The sequence below is a fragment of the Streptomyces sp. NPDC127129 genome (genome assembly GCF_042671585.1).
GTDB lineage: Bacteria > Actinomycetota > Actinomycetes > Streptomycetales > Streptomycetaceae > Streptomyces.
In genome coordinates this window covers 11,142-30,358 of the sequence record NZ_JBHXTV010000026.1, presented here as the reverse complement: position 1 = coordinate 30,358, position 19,217 = coordinate 11,142, and the positions used below count along the sequence as shown (strand labels likewise).

General features: G+C 73.7%; 9 protein-coding genes. 1 reads left to right on the top strand and 8 read right to left on the bottom strand.

The features are described from left to right. Positions 1 to 67: 67 nt before the first annotated feature. Positions 68 to 496: a DUF3291 domain-containing protein gene (locus ACFVGW_RS34530; protein ID WP_352188051.1), complete on the bottom strand. Its 429-nt coding sequence runs from the start codon at positions 494 to 496 to the stop codon at positions 68 to 70. 82 nt (positions 497 to 578) lie between these two features. Here ACFVGW_RS34530 and ACFVGW_RS34525 point away from each other — a divergent pair, with 82 nt between their 5' ends. Next, complete coding sequence (locus tag ACFVGW_RS34525; RefSeq protein WP_385854773.1) at positions 579 to 1,331, top strand: MerR family transcriptional regulator; 753 nt, start codon at positions 579 to 581, stop codon at positions 1,329 to 1,331. A 12-nt stretch (positions 1,332 to 1,343) separates the two neighbouring features. Here the strand turns inward: ACFVGW_RS34525 and ACFVGW_RS34520 are convergent, their stop codons facing one another. The 7 genes from ACFVGW_RS34520 to ACFVGW_RS34490 form a co-directional block, all read right to left on the bottom strand. Further along, on the bottom strand, positions 1,344 to 2,645 hold the full coding sequence (locus ACFVGW_RS34520; protein WP_385854772.1) for an NAD(P)/FAD-dependent oxidoreductase: 1,302 nt from the start codon (positions 2,643 to 2,645) through the stop codon (positions 1,344 to 1,346). 93 nt (positions 2,646 to 2,738) lie between these two features. Beyond that, the gene (locus ACFVGW_RS34515; RefSeq protein ID WP_385854771.1) at positions 2,739 to 3,548 is read right to left on the bottom strand and encodes a 4'-phosphopantetheinyl transferase family protein; all 810 of its coding nucleotides are present in this window, start codon (positions 3,546 to 3,548) and stop codon (positions 2,739 to 2,741) included. Continuing rightward, positions 3,545 to 5,371 (bottom strand): acyl-CoA dehydrogenase family protein, encoded by a 1,827-nt coding sequence (locus ACFVGW_RS34510; protein ID WP_385854770.1) that lies wholly within the window; start codon positions 5,369 to 5,371, stop codon positions 3,545 to 3,547. The genes ACFVGW_RS34515 and ACFVGW_RS34510 overlap by 4 nt, the downstream gene beginning before the upstream one ends. Continuing rightward, a complete protein-coding gene (locus ACFVGW_RS34505; RefSeq protein WP_385854769.1) occupies positions 5,371 to 7,110 on the bottom strand; it encodes an acyl-CoA dehydrogenase family protein in 1,740 nt (579 codons plus the stop codon). The genes ACFVGW_RS34510 and ACFVGW_RS34505 overlap by 1 nt, the downstream gene beginning before the upstream one ends. Next, the gene (locus tag ACFVGW_RS34500; protein WP_385854768.1) at positions 7,107 to 8,729 is read right to left on the bottom strand and encodes a PfaD family polyunsaturated fatty acid/polyketide biosynthesis protein; all 1,623 of its coding nucleotides are present in this window, start codon (positions 8,727 to 8,729) and stop codon (positions 7,107 to 7,109) included. The genes ACFVGW_RS34505 and ACFVGW_RS34500 overlap by 4 nt, the downstream gene beginning before the upstream one ends. A 25-nt stretch (positions 8,730 to 8,754) precedes the next feature. Continuing rightward, complete coding sequence (locus tag ACFVGW_RS34495; protein WP_385854767.1) at positions 8,755 to 16,179, bottom strand: beta-ketoacyl synthase N-terminal-like domain-containing protein; 7,425 nt, start codon at positions 16,177 to 16,179, stop codon at positions 8,755 to 8,757. Positions 16,180 to 16,269: 90 nt separating this feature from the next. Then, on the bottom strand, positions 16,270 to 18,966 hold the full coding sequence (locus tag ACFVGW_RS34490; protein ID WP_385854782.1) for an SDR family NAD(P)-dependent oxidoreductase: 2,697 nt from the start codon (positions 18,964 to 18,966) through the stop codon (positions 16,270 to 16,272). Positions 18,967 to 19,217 lie beyond the last annotated feature (251 nt).

The following is a 19,217-nucleotide window of genomic DNA, read 5'->3' as shown; positions in this document are numbered from 1 at the left end:
GGAGAAGGGCCGGGGGCTCCGGGGGTGGTGAGCCCCCGGCCGGACAAGGGGGGCGGTGACCCGGCCGTCAGGCCCGGTGGCCACCGCCGCCGCGGGCGGCGTCCTGGCGCGCCTTCTCGGCCAGGCGGCGCTTGGCGTCGTCCCAGTCGATCGGAAGCGTCGCGGTGTCCGTCTCCCAGAAGATGAAGGTCGACGACTTCATCTTCGGCGCCATGGCACGCATCGCCGCACCGTGCGGGTCCGACTTCGCGTAGGCGTAGAGGGCGTCGCGGTCCTCCCAGGCGGACAGCGTCCAGAACGTCCGCTTGAGGGGCTGCGCGATCAGCGAGGCGCCGTACGCCCCGCGAGCGGTCTTGACCTGACTCCAGGAGCTCAGCGACTTGAGGAGAAAGGTCGGGACATCGGCCAGGCTCTTCACCTCGAAGCGGGAAGCCATGACGTACGTGTTCGTGCGGGGCGGTGCAGGGTTCGGGGTGATCCAGCCGAGAGTCGGCATGACGGCGCCCACCTTCCTGAAGAGGCCAACGACTACAATAATAGACAGTAGCGCCATCCGTTATCCAGTGAGTGGGAGCAAGATGAAGATTTCGGAACTCAGCCGCCGCAGCGGGGTCTCCATCCCCGCGATCAAGTACTACCTGCGTGACGGACTGCTTCCCCCCGGGCGCGCTACTGCGGCCAATCAGGCGTCCTACGGCGAGGACCACCTCCACCGGCTCCGGCTGATCCGCGTCCTGATCGGCGTGCGGAAGCTGCCCGTCAACTCGGTCCGCGAGATCCTGGGCGCCATCACGGAGGAGGGCGACCTGCACCAGATCTTCGGCATCGTGACCGAGGCCCGGCCGGCCGCCCTGAAGAAGAAGCAGGAGCAGGAGGCCGAGGCGGCGGAGCGGGAGACCGAGGGCGTCGTGGACGCGCGCAGACTCGTCTCCGCGATGGGGTGGGACGTCGCGAACCACACGGCCGCGATCCACACGCTCGGCGACGTGCTGGACGCCCTGAGCGGCCTGGGCTCCGACATCGACTGGGAGACCCTGCTGCCGTACGCCGAACTGGCCGACCGGACCTCCGAGTTGGACATCAAACAGATGCACGGCACGTCCGGTCTGCTGGAGCAGGCCGAGCGTGCCGTGCTGGTGTCGGTTCTCCTGGAACCGGCGCTCCTCGCGCTCCGCCGGCTCGCCCAGGAGGACAAGTCCGCCCACCTGTTCAGCGGACAGCCGGAGGAGGACGAGGAGGCGCCGGAGGGAGAGAAGACGCGGGGGGCGCGGGGCGGCGGGCCGCGGAGTGCCCCGAAGGGAAAGCCGAAGGGCCGGCCGGCGGGCGACTGACCCGACGGGTCGTCAGGACAGCTCGTCCAGGATCCTGGCCGCCGCCTCCGCCCCGGCCGAGAAGGCCGCCTCGTGCGAGCCGATCAGGTCGGGGCCCAGTTCCTTGGAGTGGAAGTAGGACCCGCACAGCTTCACGCGCGCGCCCTCGTTCGCCGCGTGGATGACGGACTGCCGCTCGCGCAGCGCCACGTCGATCACCGGGTGGGTGTAGTCGAACGAGGCGATGACGAGGTCCTCGGCCGGCGGACGCGGCGGGTCGAGGGTGACGAAGTAGTCCTGGCTCGCGGTGAAGTCCTGCAGCCGGTTCAGGTAGTACGTGACGAAGCAGCGGGTCTCCCCGTCGACCGTCTTCTTTCCGTAGTTCCAGGCCCCCCAGCGCTCGTGGTCGCCGGGCATCAGCGAGGCGTCCCGGTGCAGCACCACGCGTGAAGAGCTGTAGCGCACGCCCTCGACGGCCGCGCGCTGCGCGTCGGTCGGGTTCTCCAGGAGCGCGAACGCCTCGTCGGCGTGGGTGGCGAGGACCACGTAGTCGAAGGTGGCGGCGCCGTTCGCCGTGGTGACCACGACACCGTCCGCCTCCTGCCGCACCCGGACCGCCGGCTCGGAGACCCGCAGGTCGGGGCCGATCGCGGCCAGCGCCTTGCGGACGTACGAGATGGAACCGCCGCCCACGGTCCGCCAGTCGACCCGCCGGCCGCCCAGGCCGCCCTCGTCGTGCCCGACGAAGAAGGCGATGACGGTGGCCGCGGGCATCTCCCAGATCAGCTCGGCCGGGACCGACCAGACCGCGGAGCAGAGCATGATCAGGTACGAGTGACGGAACGCGGTGCTGTAGCCGTTGCGGTCCAGGTACTCCCCCAGCGACATGTCGGCGCGGCCCCGCGAGAAGTCCCGGCGGCTCTCCGCGTGGAAGCGCCGGACCTCCCGCCAGACGTCGGGGAACTCCGGGTACGCGGCGCCGTAGCGCGCCTCGATCTCGGCCTCGTCCAGCTCCATCTCCTCGGTGCCGTACTCCAGCCCGCTGTCGAGGTCGAAGAACTCGAAGCCGCCCGGGTGGGGGACGGCCTCCACGCCCAGCTCGCCGAAGAAGGCGCACAGGCGGGGGTAGAAGCGCGGGTTGAAGACGATGAACGCCGTGTCGAGGCCGATGACACGGCCGTCCTCCTCGACCTCCACCGTGTTGGCGTGGCCGCCGGGCCTGGGCTCGCGTTCGAAGACGGTGATCCGGGCGCGGTCGCGCAGTCGGTAGGCGGCGGAGATCCCGGCGGGGCCGGCGCCGATGACGGCGACGCGCGGGGAGTCGTTCTCGGACATGGTGGATCCTTCCAGATCACGGTGGGAGCAGGGCGGTTGAAGGGCGGGGCGGGGAAGGCGGGCTCCGGGGTCAGGGGAAGTCGGGCTCCGGGGTCAGGGGGAGGCGGGGGCGGCAGGCCGGCCGGCCGCATGCCACGGGCCGGGCGGCACGTCCGGGCGGACGAGGTCGCCGGGTTCGGCGAGGTCGTGACGGCGCAGCCGGCCCGCTCCCCCGTCGTCGACCGCCACGGCGAGCAGATGGCCGGAGCCGTGGCCGGTCAGGTCGAGCCGCCAGCGGCGGCACGTCTCGGGGCGGCGGCCGTCGGCGACCGTCACCCCGGTCGAACCGGGGCACCGGGTGAACCGCAGCTCCCCCAGGCCCTGCACGAGGCCGATGCCGAGCCCCTTGAGGTAGGCCTCGCTGAGGACCCACATCTCCTGCAGGGCCGCGGCCGGGTCCGGAGCCTCGGCGAGGGCGGCCCGCTGCGCCTCGTCGAACTGGGTGGTGAGCAGCCGGACCGTCTCGTCGTCGAACGGGACCCGCTCCACGTCCACGCCGGACGCGTACCCCTCGGTGACGACGCAGGCGATCAGTCCGTCGGTGTGGGACACGTTGAAGCGCAGGCCGTGGTGGCCGGGGGCGAGCTCCGGGCGCCCGTGGACGCCCTCGGTGAAGCGCCAGACCCCCGGCGGGAGTCCGGTACGGACGCTGAGCGCCAGCCGGCAGAGCAGCCGGCCGCCCAGGAAGCGGCGGCGCGCCCCGGGCGAGCGCTGCCGCGCGTGGCGGGCGCGCTCGTCCGGGGTCAGGGCCGCCGTCTCGCCGCCCGCTCGCTCCGCCAGCTCCGGCACGAGCCGCTCGGAGAGGGTCCACAGGTCCGTCACGGGCCCGTCAGCGAGGACGGGCCCGGCCGGGCCTTGGTTCACGCGGGGCTCCCCTCCGGGGCCGGGCTCTGCGTGGACTCCGCGTCGGGCGCCTGCCCCGCCGCTCCGGCCAGGGTGATCGGCCAGTGCGACAGGAGCCGGTTCTCGGCGTGCAGCCGCGTGAGGACGGCGAGGACCTCGTCGGCGGCGGTCGGGTCGCGGTACGGCTCGAACGGATGGAACTGCTTGCGCAGCCGCTCCAGTTGGAGCAGGAGCACCGCGGGGCTCGGCAGGGGATCGGCCATGCGGCCCTGCGAGTGGACGTACGTGAGCACACAGGCGCCGGCCGCGTGGGCGACGCAGTACTCCTTGGCCAGCTCGAAGAGTTCGGCCGACTGGGCGTAACCGCGGCCGAGCTCCTGTCGCAGTCCGGTGGCGCGCTCCTCCAGCGGGCCGAGCCTGCCGAGGAGTTCACCGGCGATGTCGGCGGCGAGCAGCAGCCGGTCCCGGTCCTTGTCGGCGGCGTCGTCCGCGAGGGCGCGCAGCCGCTCCAGGCCGTCGGCCGACGCCAGGATCGCGTCGTCGCGGCCCCGGCTGGACAGTTCCTGCTCCCAGGGCCGGTAGGGCCCGAGTTCGGCGTCCATGTCGAAGAGCACGGCGGCCCGGCCGACGGCCTCCTCCCGCTCCTCCGGGGTCGCGGTGCGGGCCTTTTTCAGGAGCGAGTCGAGCTCGTGGCCGATGTTGCGCAGGTTCACGACGGTGTTCCCGTCGGCCATGTTGGTGACGAGGATGTCGCGGAGCATCTTCTGGTGCATGCCGTAGCGGGGGTCGGTGCGGAGGAACACCCGGGCGCCGAGCACCACGTTGAGCCGGGAGAGGGCCCCCTCGAGGAGGGTGGGCACCAGGTACTTGGCCGCGGAGGACCAGACGCTGACCTGGTTCGGGGAGGCCTGGACGCTGCGGACGGCGCCGATGCACATGGCGTCGGCCGCCATGAGGTCGGCGAAGGACTCCGCGAGCTGGGTGCCGGTGTACGGGACCTCGACGATCGGGCGGTCGAAGAGCACCCGTCCCTGGGCGAACTCCAGGGCCGTGCGCAGCGAGGTGTCCACGGCGGACAGGGCGAGGCTGAGGATGACCAGCCGGGCGGTCTGGCTGGTCTTGAGCGCGATCTCCAGACCCTGGCCCTCGGCCCCGATGAGGAGGTCGTCGGGGACGAAGACGCCGTCGAAGCGCAGGCCGCTGAGGTCCAGGGGGCGGACGCCGTGGAGCTTGATCAGGGGCATCTCGCGGACGGTCTCGGGCTCGGCGGTCCACTTGTCGACGACGAGGATGGAGAAGTCGCCCGGGCCCCGGCGGGGGCCGGTGCGGGCGAAGACGACCATCCGGTCCGCGAAGGTGGCGTTGCCGATGGGCCACTTCTCGCCGGTGAGCCGGTAGCCGCCGGGCACCTTCTCGGCGACGACCTCGTTGCCGAGGAGGTCGCTGCCGTGGGCGGCCTCGGAGAGCCCCCAGGCGAGAGAGACACCGTTGTGGATGTCCTCGATCTGGCGGCGCTTCTGCTCGTCGGTGCCGCCGATCCACACCGGCGCGAAGGCCGCCTGGGAGAGCCCGGCGGCGATGGCCGTCGCGCCGTCGCGGCGGGCGACGAGCCGCATGAGGACGAACCCGGTCTCGGGGCTGCCCGCCTTGCCGCCCTGCTCGGCCGGCAGGCCGTAGTCGAGGAAGCCCCAGCGGCGCAGCATGCCGATCAGGGCGTACGGGAAGGCGTCGCGCTCGTCGTGGTCGAGCACGGTCGCGAAGGACATCCGGCTCGCGGGGTCGTGCGGGTCGCCCAGATAGGTTTCGAGCCGCTCGGCGAGCTCGATCAACTCGGCCTGGGACATCAGTCGTCCTCCATCGGTGTCGGGTGTGCGGTGGTGGGGGCGAGTCGGACGGGCAGGGCGGTCAGCATCCGGTTCCCCTCCCACAACGCCTCGACGGCGTCCAGGGCGGGATACAGGCCCTCTGCATGGCGCAGGACGCCCGCGCCGTCGGCCTGGGCGAGCAGATGGACGAGGGCCGCGCCGAGCCAGCCGGTGGAGCCCGGCGGGGTCCCGTAGAGCGAGAGGTGCCGGTTGTCGCGCCACAGGTGGAGGCAGGCCGCCGCGCCGTGCAGCCAGGCGTGGCGCTCGGCGAGGTCCACCAGGGCGTTCGGGTCGGCGCCGCGCACCCTGGCCGCCGCGGCCAGGGCCGGCAGCCCGTCCACGGCCTCGGCGAGGCGGGCGACGCAGGTCCTGGTGAACGGGTCGGCCGCCGTCTCCGGACTGCTCGTGAACTCCCGTACGGACGCCGGAAGTTCGGCGAGGACTGGATCGGCCCCGCGGACGACGAGGTCGAGCCCGCCCGGGTCGTACGGCGGGGGCTCCTCGTCCAGCCGGAAGGCGCCGTCGAGGAGTCCGGCCGGGGCGGTCCGGGTTCCGTCCAGCAGACCGGGCAACTGCCCCGCGTACGAACGGAGGTTGGCCATCGGTCCGGAGTCGATGACGCGGATCACGGCGCTGTCCCGCTGCAGCTTCTGGAACAGACCGGCCCCGGGCGGGCCCTCGCGCAGGACGGAACGGGTGGCGAGGAGCCGGGCACAGCGGCGCAGCAGGGCGTCGGCGGTCTCGGCCACCACGTGCTTGGCGGCGAGCGCCCACACGCTGAACGCGCCGGGGACTGCGTGCACACCCCGGGCGGCGGCCAGGGCCGTCGCGTCGGCGGCGATCAGCGCGGCCGAGGTGGCCGCGAGCTCCCTGCGGGCGTAGGGGGTCCGCAGGACCGGGGCGCCGGCGACCCGGTGGCCGGCGGCGAAGTCGAACGTGAGGCGCACCGCGGTGTCCACGCAGCCGAGGCTGCCCGCCATGCTCATGACCCGGACCGCCTGCTGGGCGCGGACGGCCATCTCCAGCCCCTCGCCGGTCCGGCCGACCCGGGCGCTCTCCGGGACGGGGAGGCCGGTGAAGCGGAGCCGGGCGGTGTCGATGCCGCGCATGCCGTTGGTCCGGGCGGCCGGGAGCCGCTCCAGGCCGGCGCCCTCGCCGCCCCGCTCCGGGTCAAGGTCGAGGAGGAACGCGGTGAAGGCGCCCGGTCCCCGTTCGCCGGTGCGGGCGACCACGTAGACGGCGTCGCAGCCCAGGCCGTTGCCGACCATCCACTTCTCGCCGTGCAGGGTCCCGTCCGGCGCGAGGCGGACCTCGTTGGCGAGGATGTCGCTGCCGTGCCCGGCCTCGGTGAGCGCGAACGCCACCGTGCCGCCGCCGGTCAGGATCTCCGCCGCCCGGCTCCGCTGCTCCTCGTTGCCGTGCAGCTGGAGGCAGGTGGCGGCGATGATGCCGAACATCGTGCCCGGCATGATGTTCACGTCGCGGCGGGCGGCGGCCCGCACCAGGGTGAGGCTCCGGTCGAAGGAGCGGAACTCGCCGCCCCACGCCTCGGGCAGGTAGTTCAGGTGGAAGCCGGCGGAGACCAGCTTGCGGCAGAGGTCGTCGGGGGCGGCGTCCTCCTCGTCCCTGGCCACGGCCGCGGCGAACCCGTACGGGTTCTCGGGGTCCGTGGGGTCGCCGAGGAGCTCCTCGACCGCCTCGGGTGTCAGGCCGCTCATGAGGTCACCCCCGTCAGGCCCACCGTGTCCAGGGGCACGGGCACGTACTCGGCGGTGGACGGCAGGGTCAGCCCCGCCGCCCGCAACTGGGCGGTCCGCGTGTGGTACGCGGCGCCGCGCATGAGGTGATGGGCCACGTCGGCGACCGTCCTGTTCCCCGGAGTGTTCAGATAACTGCCGGCCACCCAGGAGTTGAAGCTGCCCATGGCGGGGCCGCACCAGATCTGGAAGTCGGCGCTGCGTTCGGTCTGGCCGGAGACGGCCCAGCGCGAGGACATGCCGAGGTACCACCGGAAGACCAGGGCCATCCGGCGCCTGGGGTTGTCGGCGGCCCGGCTCAGCTGGTCGGGGTCGCGGCGGCTGAAGTACTCGACGCACTCCTGCCAGACGTCCTCCAGCGGGCGCTGGAAGGTCTGCGTCTCCAGACGGCGGCGCTCCACCTCCGGCAGCGCCTCGATGCCGTCGTACGTCTGGTAGAGCCGGTACAGCTGCCCGGCGCGCATCGGGAACATCGAGCCCCGGCGCAGCACCTGGAGCTCCACGCCCATCTCGAACATGTCGGCGGCCGGGGCCATCACGCAGTCGGCGATGTCGGCCTGGGCGAGGACCTCGCGGGCCGCCTTCGACGTTCCGGACTCCACGCACGACTGGTTGACGGAGCCCGTGACGACATAGGCGGCGCCCATGGCGAAGGCTCCGGCGACGGCCACCGGGGTGCCGAGCCCGCCGGCGGCGCCGACCCTGATGGGCCGGGCGTAGCGGTACTCCCGCTGGATGGTGTCGCGGATGCGCAGGATGACCGGGAGGAGGGCCGGGAGCGGCCGCCGGTCCGTGTGGCCGCCGGAGTCGGCCTCCGCCGTGATGTCGTCGGCGAGCGGCACGAGATGGGCGAGGCGGGCCTGCTCGGCGCTGATGAGACCGTCCGCGAGGAGGCTCTCCACGAGGGCGGCCGGCGCCGGGCGCATGAAGCGCTCGGCGGTCTCGCCCCGGGAGATCTTGGCGATGATCCGGTTCTCCGCCAGCACGCGCCCCGACGCGTCGGTCCGCAGTCCGGCCAGCCGGTAGCGGACCAGGTGCGGGGTCAGGTCCATGTAGGCGGACGCCTCCACGCAGCGCACCCCGTGGTCCAGGAAGAGCTGGACGGCGTCGCGCTCCAGCCGCTGCTCGCTGGGGCTGTGGATCAGGTTCACGGCGTACGGCAGGCCGGGGATCTCCTCGCGGAACCGGGACAGCGCCTTCGCGATGGCGTCGGGCAGCAGGCCCGCGGCCCCGAAGGAGGCCAGGAAGCCCTGCCGGGCCAGCGCGACGACCAGTTCGACGGAGGCGATGCCGCCCGCCATCGCCCCGGCCATGTAGGCGTACCGCACCCCGTGCGCGGCGCGGAACTCCGCCGAGCCGAGCCGCTGCGGCGACAGGGCGGGGACGGCGGCCAGCACGGCGGGGCCGTCGCCGCCCGCGACCGCGGTCCCCCCGGCGACGGCGCCGATGCCCTGCGGCCCCGACACGACGTAGCAGGGCTGCTCCAGTTGGCTGAGCGCCTGGTGGATGCCCGCGGGATCGGGACTCGGGTACCCCTCCCCGTACCAGCGAAGGGTGTGTTGTGCGGTACTCGTGGACAATTCGGCTCCTCGGCTGTCCATGCGGTCAGTCCGTTTCCGGACGGACTTCGATAGCCACGTCGGTGAGTTCGTAGATGCGCAGGCGCGTCTTCCACAGATCGGCGTCGGCGATCACGAGCAGCCGGTCGGCCTCCCTGCGCACCTCCTTGATGTGCACGTCGAAGAAGAGCTCGTCGTCCTCGCGCAGGATCTGGCCGCGGTACTTCCACGCCATCTCGACACCGGTCGCCATGGCGAAGCGGGGCCGGGTCATGCCGTCGGCGAGGTTCCGCTCCTGCACGAAGAGGCGCATCGCCTGGAGGACGGCCTCGACGCCGAGCGAGCCCGGCATCACGGGGTCGCGGTGGAAGTGCCGGTCGAAGTACCACTCGTCGGGGCGGATGCTCCGGTGTCCGTGGAGGTATCCGGCGCCGTGACGGCCGCCGTCCTCGACGAGGTCGACGCGGTCCACGAGGTGGAAGCGGCCGGCGGGCAGGCGCAGCGCCCCGCCCGTGGGGTCGGTGAACGCGGGCGCGTCGTCGGGGAGTTCGATCCTGCGCACCCGCTCTGCCGCCGGCCGTTCGGTTGCGATCCAGGGCTCCCGGTACGTGCCGCTGTCGAGGCCCACCTGGTTGGCGAGGGCCGCGTCGCTGAAGTAGCCGAAGAGCGACTCGCCGGCGTAGAAGACCTCGCCGTCCGCGCTCAGTTCGTAGCTGAAGTTCTGCAGCACGGCGCCGGAGACGACGCTGGTGCTCAGCAGCCTGGAGTGGTGGCGGATCGTCCTGCCGCGCAGGTCGATGTCGCGGACGAGGGTGGCCCGGCCGTCGAGGTTGCGGATGCGGTACTGCTCCTCGGGGCGGGTGAGGGTCGCGCCCAGGTAGTAGCCGAGGAAGATCGCGGCCTGGAGGGAGGACTCCATGTAGACGCAGTTCGGCATGTACGGCGAGGAGTTCTCCCGGTAGTACCAGGCGTCGTCCGGGGAGTCGTACTCCGTGACCATCTCGGAGCCGGGGCTCAGGTCGCCGCGGGTGCCGGTCAGCGACATGACCCGGTCGACGAACTGGAAGTCGCCGTTCGGGATGTAGGGGGCGCGGCTCTCCCGGTAGATCTCGAACTCGGGGCCCATCGCCATGTCGAGGAGGCCCTGGGCGGCGTGCGCCAGGTGCAGTTCGTTGATCATGGCCGGTTCGCCGGAGCGGTTGCGGCGGCCGAGGAACGCCGGCACCCCACCGGTCTCGGGACGGTACGGCGTGCCCGGCTTCTCCACGATCTGCAGACCGAGGTTCTCCATCCGGACGACCGGCTTGTCGCCCAGGTACACCAGGACGTCCGCCACCACGGTGGGCCGGGGCAGCAGGGTCAGCTCGGTGATCTCCAGCTCGTAGCGGATCTCGCGGTCGCGCGGGGTGACCTGACCGCGCACCTTGACGTCGATCTGGCGGTCGGTGACGGTCTGGAACCGGGCGTCGGGGAGCGTCAGGTGCATGCCCTGGTGCAGGAGGTAGACCTGGAGGAGCTGGACGGCCCCCTCCGCGATCAGCGAGCCGGCGAGGACCGGGTCGTCCGGGAAGTGGCAGGTGAAGTACCAGGCGTCCGGCTCCAGGTGCTTGACGGCTCCGATCTTCCCGAGGCCGCGCGGTCCGCCGGTGCGGTCGACGGTGACCTCGTCGATCATGCGGAGCATCGAGTCGGGAAGGCGCAGCGCCGGGTTGAGGCCCGGGTCCTGGGCGTGGTCGGGGCCGAAGACGTCCCCGGGGCGGCCCTGGGCGAGGAGCTCCAGGTCGGCGGTGTCGAGCCGGTCCTTGCGGGCGCGGGCGAGCGGCTTGAAGGTGCCCCGCGGCAGCGCGGCACGGCGGGCCCGCTCCGCGTCGGTCATGACGATGCCGAGCGGGGTGTCGAGTTCGGCCTGGCTGAAGAAGCCGGCGCAGCCGTCCTTGAGTTCGAGGATCAGCTCGCCGTCGGCGTAGCAGAGGTAGCTGAAGAAGAAGACCGTGGTGTCGCCCTGGTGGACGAAGCGGTCGATGGAGATGTCGTACCGGAGCGTCTGTCCGGTGCGGGGCAGACCGCCGTGGAAGATCAGCGAGCTGTCGAGCAGCCGGTAGACGCGGTCGCCCTTGTTGCGGAAGTCGATGCCGAGGAAGCTGACGAGCAGCAGGTCGCACTGGCCGGCCTCGACGGTCACCGCCGGCGGCACGCCGCCGTCGACGGCGTACCAGGCGTCCTCGGGGACGTCGTACTCGGTCGTGATCCGGGCCGGTTCGAGGACTCCCGGGCGCGCGTCGAGCGCGGTGACACGGGTGACGAAGTGGTACGGCGGCGCGGGCAGCCGCACCCGGGCCCGGAAGGCGTCGATCTCGGCGAACTCGGGGCGGCCGAAGGCCTTCGCCACCGAGCCGGTCGCGAATTCCAGCAGGTCCGCCTCGTCGAAGACGACACCGCCGCGGTCACGGGACCCGGAGGCCGGGGCCGCGGCCGGGGTGACGGGCACCGCGGGCGCGGCCGGCACCGGGGCGGGCGCGGCCACGCCCACGGGGGCCGGCGGGAGCGGTGCGGGCGCCGGGACGGCGGGCAGAGCGGGCACGGCAGGCAGGGCGGGGGCCACCGGCGCGGGCGGCGCCGGGAGTGGCGCGGCGGCGGGAACGGGCGTGTCCAGGAGGGCGGCCGTTCGTTCGAGCGTGGCCGCCTGCAGGACCCGGTGGGTCTCCATCACGACGCCGTGCGCGGCCACGATCTCCCGGCGCAGGTCCCGCACCAGGTCGGCGGCGGGCGTGCCGGCGGAGGCCGTGGGCAGCGGCGCGGGCGCGGCCGGCGGGGCGGCGGCCGCGGCCGGGACGTGCGCGGGGAACCGCGCCGGAGCGTGCGCCGGGACGGCGGGGTCCGCCGGTGCCGGGGTCGCGGGAGCGGCGCCCGCCCACGTCACGGCGGTGACCGGGCCGCCGTCGAACGTGATGGCCTCCGGCGACTCCAGCGTGGGGTCGGCGGGCATGGCGGCGGGCAGGGCGGCGGACATGACGGCGGGCACCTCCGGCGGAGCGGGCGGGTCGATGGCGGCGGGACGGGACCGCACGGCGGAAAGGGTCCGGGCGGCCTCACGGGCGACGCGGTCCGGGATCGGCTCACCGCCGCCGACCCGCACGGGCGGAAGACGGCGGGCTGACCGTGCGGCCGCACCACGCACGGCGTCCGGTTCCTCGCCCCACAGCACCGTGAGGTCGACCGGCAGACCGTGTCCGACGAGCCGGGCCGCCAGGTGCGCGAGGCTGGTGGCGGGGGTCGCGCCCCGCCGGTCGACTGCGGCCGCCACGTGCGGCGCGTCCCCCAGCGTGTCGCGGATCCAGCGGGTGCAGGTGGCGCCCGGTCCCGCCTCGATGAAGTAGCGGTATCCGCGGTCGTACGCCCCCCGCACCAGGCGCGGGAAGTCGATCGTGGAGCGCAGGGTCTGCGCGATGCGCTGCGGGGAGTCGGTGAGACGCTCGGCCGGCAGCACCTCGTAGTCGTACGCGCTGAGGAGTTCGAGGGCGCCGAAGGAGCCGGTCGGGTAGTCGTTCAGCCGGGCCAGGCCGTCGAACTCGCTGTCCACGACCGGGCAGTGCATGACCACGTTGGCGGGCGAGCGGGCGGCGGGGCAGCCCAGTTCGCGGATGAGCGCCCGGCACTGCTCCGGGTCTCCGCCGATCACCAGCTCGTTCGGCGTGTTGATGTGCGTGATGTGGACCCGGTCGTAGCGCGTGAGCGCCTCGGTGACCGGCTCGGCGGGCGAGAGCAGCACATGGGTGGACCACACGTCCCCGTCGGGCGTCTCCGGGGGCAGCTTCCACAGCTCGCGGACGGTGCGCCGGGGCCCGCACAGCCGGTCCTGGAAGACCGGGCTCTCGGTGATCAGCGCGTCGGAGCGGCTGCCGGGGTCCCATCCCCCGGTGGCGAAGAGCATGCTCGCCTCGCCGAGGCAGTAGCCGAAGCCGCCGTGCGCGGTGATCCCGAGGATTTCGCGGATCAGCTCGGTGTAGAGGATCGCGAAGCTGGTCCCGGTGGCGAGCATGAACGGGATGTCGTCGGCGAGACGTTCCTCCAGCCGCATCATCGCGCGCCGGTCCGGGGTCTCGGTCCCACGGGGGTAGAGCTGGGTGGAGCGCAGCATGCGGGCGGGCTCCGCGGCCTGCCGCTCGTAGCTGTCGAGCAGGCCGGGGAAGGTCCTGAACAGGCCCCTGCCGAGGCCGGGGTAGGTGTTGAACGCCCCGGGGTACACCAGGGCCACTCGCCCCTCGGGCCCGATCGGGCGCGGGGTGAAGAACGATCCCGCGGGGGTGTTCCAGTCCGTTCCGGCCGCGTGCGCCGCGGGCAGGTCCCGTGCCGCGAGCTCCGTCTGACGGACCAGCGCCTCCCGGTCGCGGCCGACGAGGACGACGCGCAGGCGCCGCCCGTCGAGGCCGCGGGCCGCCTCGCGCGCGAGCGCGGACGGATCGGCTCCGTCCGCGAGCAGCGCGCCGTGCCGGCGGACCTCGGCGACCAGGGCGTCGACGGTGTCGGCGGCGAGCGGCAGCAGGAGCGGGCCGCGGGCCCGCGCCCAGTCTGACGTGGGCCGGGGCCGGTCGGCGGACGGCACGGAGGAGAGCACCAGATGGGCGTGCGAGCCGCTCGCGCCGAGCATGCTGACGCTCGCGTGACGGCGGCCGTCCGGGCGCTCCCGGAGCCAGGGGAAGGAGGTCTCCGGCACCTGGAAGGCCGAGGCGGCGAAGGCCTCGGCGAGGTCGTCGGCGGGGCGGCGCCAGCCCCGGGTGCCGGGCAGATAGGCGTGCCGGAGGCAGACGACCGCCTTGATCAGGGCGGCGATCCCGGCCGCGCAGCCGGCATCGCCGATCTGGGCCTTGACGCTGCCGAGGACGGTGGCGCCGCCCGCCGGGTACACCTCGGCGAGGGCGGCGATCTCGGTCCGGTCGGCCGCCTCCGTACCGCCCGCGTGCGCCTCCAGGTAGTCCACGGCGGCGGCGTCGATCCCGGCGGCGTCGAGCGCCGCCCGCGCGGCCTCGGCGAGGGCGGGACCGGAGACGGGGGTGAGGGAGCCCTCGGCGGCCTCGGCATAGCGCACGGCCACCGCGTCGATCCGGGCGTGCACCCGGCCGGGGGCGGTGTCGGGGCGGGTGAGGACCAGGGCTCCGGCGCCCTCGCCGGTACGGCGGCCGCGCGCGCCCTCGTTGAAGGTGAGGCCCGGCTCGGTGCCGGGAGCGGGCTGGACGAGCAGGTTCTCCGCGGCGCCCGCCAGGTCGACGCCGCCGATCAGTACGGCTTCCAGATCGGGGTCGAGCAGCAGCAGCCGGGCGACGTCCAGCGCCTCGGCGGTCCCGGCGCCCTCCGCGGAGAGCGTGAAGGAGGGGCCGGTGAGGTTCCAGCGGGAGGAGATCCGGCCGGCCATCACGTTGCCGATGTAGCTGAGCACCTCGTTGGCCCCGATGGGGTCGACGACGGCGTCCCGGGCGACCTCGTTGAGGGCGGCCCGCTGCTCCTCCGTCAGCTTCACCCCGGCCTTGTCGAGTTCGCCGCGCAGGAAGGTCCCGAGCCCGTACCGGCTCAGCCTGGCGTGCGAGTACGGCTCGATCTCGGTGACGACGACGACCGCGATGCGGCGGGCCTCGGGGGTGTCGCGGCTGTCGGGGTCGAGCCGGTAGCCGGCGTCGCGCAGCGCCTCGTCGGCGACCCTGGTCATCAGCGCGTGCTGCGGGTTGTAGATCCGCAGGTCGGCGGGTGGGACGCGCAGGTCGGCGGGGTCGACCTCGACGCCCTCGACGAAGGCTCCGTGCGGCGGGCCGGTGAGCCCCGCCGCTTCGAGCGTTCCGCCGTCGGTACGGTCCAGGCCCCGCCAGCGCCGCTCGGGCAGCGGCCGCAGGTCGTGCCCGCCCTCGTACACGGCCTGTTCGAAGGCGTCCACCGAGTCGAGCGAGCCGAAGTGCGCGCCGAGGCCGACGACGTCGAGCGCGGGCAGTCCGGAGCCCTGCCCGGGGGTGCCGGAGGCGGGGGCGGTGTCGGTGGCGGGGGCTGTGTCGCCAGCGGGGGCTGTGTCGCCGGCGGACGCGGCGTCCGCGCGGGAGGCGGTGCCGGCGTCGGGGGCCGTCTCCGTGGCGGTCCGGGCCTCCGAGAGCACCACGTGCGCGTTCGTACCGCCGAAGCCGAAGGCGGAGACGGCGGCACGGCGGGGCCCGGCGGTGTCCGGCCAGGGGCGGGCGGTGCGGACGAGCGTCGCGTCGCCGACCTTCCCGTCCGGCGAGGAGACCGGCCGGTCCACCCCGATGGTCGGCGGGATCACGCCGTCCTCCATGGCCAGGACGACCTTGAGGAGGCTGCTCAGACCACCGACGGTCAGCAGATGGCCGATGTTGCCCTTCACCGACCCAAGCAGGGGTACGTCTCCGTGGGCACCGAAGAACTCGGCGACCGACTCGGCCTCCGTGGTGTCCCCGACCGGGGTGCCGGTGGCGTGGCACTCCAGGTAGTCGACGCTCGCCGGGTCCACACCGGCGTCCGCGTACGCGCGCGCGAGGGCGTCGAGCTGTCCGCTCTTGCGGGGGACCAACGGGTGGCGTCCGGCACCGTCGTTGGAGAGTCCGATGCCGTCGACGACCGCGTACACACGGTCGTTGTCGCGCACGGCGTCCTCGAGACGCTTGACGGCGACCATGCCCGCGCCCTGGCCGGTGACGATTCCGCCGGAGCGGTCGTCGAAGGGCTGGCTGAACCCGTTCTCCGGGTAGGCGTGCAGATCGGAGAAGGACAGGTGGATCAGGGTCGGGTCGGGCGCGCAGACCGCCCCCGCGAGCACCAGGTCCGCCTGGCCGGAGTCGAGATGACCGCAGGCGAGGCTGAGCGCGTAGAGCGCGGAGGAGCAGGCGGCGTCCAGGCAGTAGCGGGGGCCGCCGAGTCCGAGCGCCCCGGCGGCGACGGCGGCGGGCGAGCCGCTGACCCGGAGGTTCTCGGGCACGATCGCGGCGCGGTCGACGAGCGGGACCGCCCCGGGCAGGGAGGCCAGTTCGGGTGCGCCGGAGCGGCGCAGTCCGGCGAGGACGGCCTCCTGCGCCAGCGGGACGCTCACCTTCGCCGACGTCGTGGTGGGGAACGAGTAGTTGCCCATGACCAGGCCGGTCCTGGCGAGCAGCTCGGGCCGGTCGTCGGCGCCGCAGTCCCGCAGGGCCTCCCTGGCGGCGTACAGCGACCAGTGGAAGAGCCGGTCGAGACCGGCGAGACGGTCGGGGTCGATCCGGTAGCCGGTGGGGTCGAACTCGAAGCCGGTGACGAACCCGCCGCGGCGGGACACGATGCCGTGCCGGGGGTCGAGGTCACGCTCGTCCGGTTCGGTCCCGAAGACCTCCACGCCTCCTTCCCGACGGCTGTCCGTGCCACCGCGGAGGTTCTGCCGGAACTCTTCGGGCGTTCGCGCTCCGGGGAACAGGCAGGAGATGCCGACGATCGCGTATCTGCTCATAACTGGGTGAGGTTCCTTCCCAAGCGGGAGTTCCTGTGGGGCGGGCGGCGGCAAGCCGCCGCCCGCTCACTGCTTCCGGTGCGGATACCGTCAGCCCGTGAACTTGGCCGCCAACTGCGGGGCCGAGACGACGGAGACGGCCGTGAACCTGGCCCTGACCTGTCCGTCGGAGGTGCAGGCGGTGATGTCCAGCCGGGAGTCGGGGCCACCCTGGCCCGTCGGCCCGACCGGCTCCACCACGATGAAGAACACCTCACCGGCCGTCAGCGGGCCGTACAGTTCGACCCCGCCCACCGCGAGCGGCAGCCCGGCGGTGCCGCGGAACCGGCGCACCCAGACGAGCGCGGCCTGGAGCAGCAGGTCCGCGGAGCCGGCCGCGAACCAGTCGGACGAACCGCTGTCGGTGTCCGTCCGTACCGCCTCGCACTCCAGCACCAGGCGGGACTCGGAGTCGGCGAGGATCCGGCGCAGGCCGCGCAGGGCCGGCCCGTGGAAGAGCGTTCCGTCGGTGTAGAGACCGGCGGCCTCGGTGCCGGTGCCCGGCGCGGGAAGTCCCGTCACCGGCGCGGCGGGCGGGAGCGCGCCCGCGACGACCGTGGCCGCGTAGTGCGGTCGTACGGTGCCGTCGGCCAGCGACTGGACGGCGACCTTGACGTCGGCGCCGTCGCCGTCGCCGTCGGCGGGCGTCATGACCAGCCGGCACTCGGCCGGCTGGGTGCCGTCGAAGACGATGCCGCGGTGGACGGCGAAGTCGCGCAGCCGCACGGCCCGTCGCCCGTCGGCGTGTTCGACCGCGCCGAGCGCCCATCCCATCGCCACGACGGCGGGGAGGACCGGCGTCGCGTCGATGACGTGGTCGGTGACGAGCGTGGACGCGGCCAGGTCCGACAGGCCCCGGGTCACCGTGCCGCCCGCGGTCGCGCCGGTGCGGTCCCGGGAGCTGAGCGGGGTGGTCGGGCCGAGCACGGTCACCACGTCACCGGCCCGCTCGGGACCGAACTGGTCGGCGAACATCCGGGCGCCGTCGGCGACCGGGATCAGGGCGATGCCCCGCTCCTCGAACACCTTCCTGATCTGCGGGGAGACCATTCCGCTGTCCCAGGCACCCCAGTTGACGGAGGTGACCCGCGTCCGCGGGAACGTGCGACGGCGGGAGGAGGCCCAGGCGTTGAGCACCTCGTTGGCCATCGCGTAGTCCGACTGCCCCTGGTTGCCGAAGAATCCGGCGACCGAGGAGAAGAGCACCACGTGGCGCAGGTCGGCGCCGCCCAGGGCCGCCATGACGGAGCGCAGTCCGGTCAGCTTGGGGGCGAAGACCCGCTCGATCTCGGAGGCCTTCTTCTGCGCGATCATCTGGTCGGCGAGCACCCCGGCGCCGTGCACCACGCCCGTGACGTCGTCCTTGTACGGGGCGAGGGCCGCCGCGGTCGCGGCCTGGTCCGTGATGTCGACGGGCAGGTACTCGGCGCGGCTCCCGGCCGCCCGCAGCGTGTCGAGGGTCGCGCAGATCTCCCGGGCGCCGGCGACGGCGGCGGCGAGCTGGCCGACGCGTCGGGGCGTCGGCTTCTCGCCCGCGGCCGTGAGCGAGGCGGCGGCCGCCGCCTTCAGGTTCTCCTCGGGCAGGCCCTGCGCCCAGGCGGGTTCGTCGTCGAGCGGGGTCCTGCCGAGGAGCAGGAGGCGCGGCCGGTGGCGCCGGGCCAGTTCGGCGACGCAGTCCGCCGTGATGCCCCGGGCGCCGCCGGTGACGACCAGCAGGTCGTCGGCGGTGAGGGGCGCGGCGTCGGCGTCGGCGGCCGTGAGCGGCTCGCCGGACACCGCGAGCCCGACCCGGCGGGTGCCGTCGTGGCCGACCTGTACGGGCTCCACGGCCGAGTCGGCGGCCTCGTCGAGCACCAGGGCGGCCGCGGTGGCCGGGTCGATGCCGGGGGCGAGGTCCACGGACCGGCAGAACAGCTCGGGCGCCTCCAGGGCCAGCGTCTTGACGAGCCCCGCGACACCGCCGGCGGGGGCGGCCTCCTCGGCGACCCCGGTGAGGCCGAAGGCCCCGTCGAGCCGGGTCACGGCGAGGAACGCGGCACGGCCGTGCGCGGCCATGTCGGTCAGCGGGCGGACGACGTGCCGTGCCAGCAGGAGGGAGTGCGCGAGCCTGCGTACGCCGTCGTTCCAGTCGCCGTCGGTGCGGGCGGTCACGTCGACGACGAGGCCGATCCGGGAGGTGAAGACGGTCTCGACGCCGGCCGCCAGCTCGGTGGTGCCCCAGCCGGTCAGGGCGTGGTCGTGCACACCGGTAAGGCGCGCCGGGACTCCGGGGAGCCTCAGGACGTGCACCGGACGGCCGGTGGCGGTGAGGCGCTCGACGATCCGCGCGGCCACGTCCGAGCCGTCGTCGACGACGAGGGCGCCGCGGTCGGCGGAGGAGTCGTCGAGCAGCGGGTCGGCGGCGGGGAGGGCGACGAGGGCGGCGTGCGCGCGGCCGATGGGCGAGACGGCTTCGGACGCCTGTGAGGCGGCGACGGGCGCCGGTTCGGCCGAGGCGGCGCCGGGCGCGGTCTCGCTCGCCGTGTTCCCGGTCGGGCCGGCGACGAAGTCGACGATGTCACCGAGGGTCCGCAGCTCCGCGAGCTGCTCGGGACCGGCCGACGACACCACACCGAACCGCTCCTGAATCACCCCCATGATCTCGACACGCTTGATCGAGTCGATCCCCAGATCCGACTCCACACCCATGTCGAGCTCCAGCATCTCCGCCGGATAACCCGTCTTCTGCGCCACCACCTCCAACAACACCGACCGCACCGTCTCCGCATCCACACCAACAGACGCAGCAGGAACAGCCGGAGCAGAGGTGGCAACGGAAGCCGACGCAGCAGAAGCCGCACCCGCCGAACCCGCCACGAAATCGACGATGTCACCGAGAGTCCGCAGCTCCGCAAGCTGCTCAGGACCGGCCGACGACACCACACCGAACCGCTCCTGAATCACCCCCATGATCTCGACACGCTTGATCGAGTCGATCCCCAGATCCGACTCCACACCCA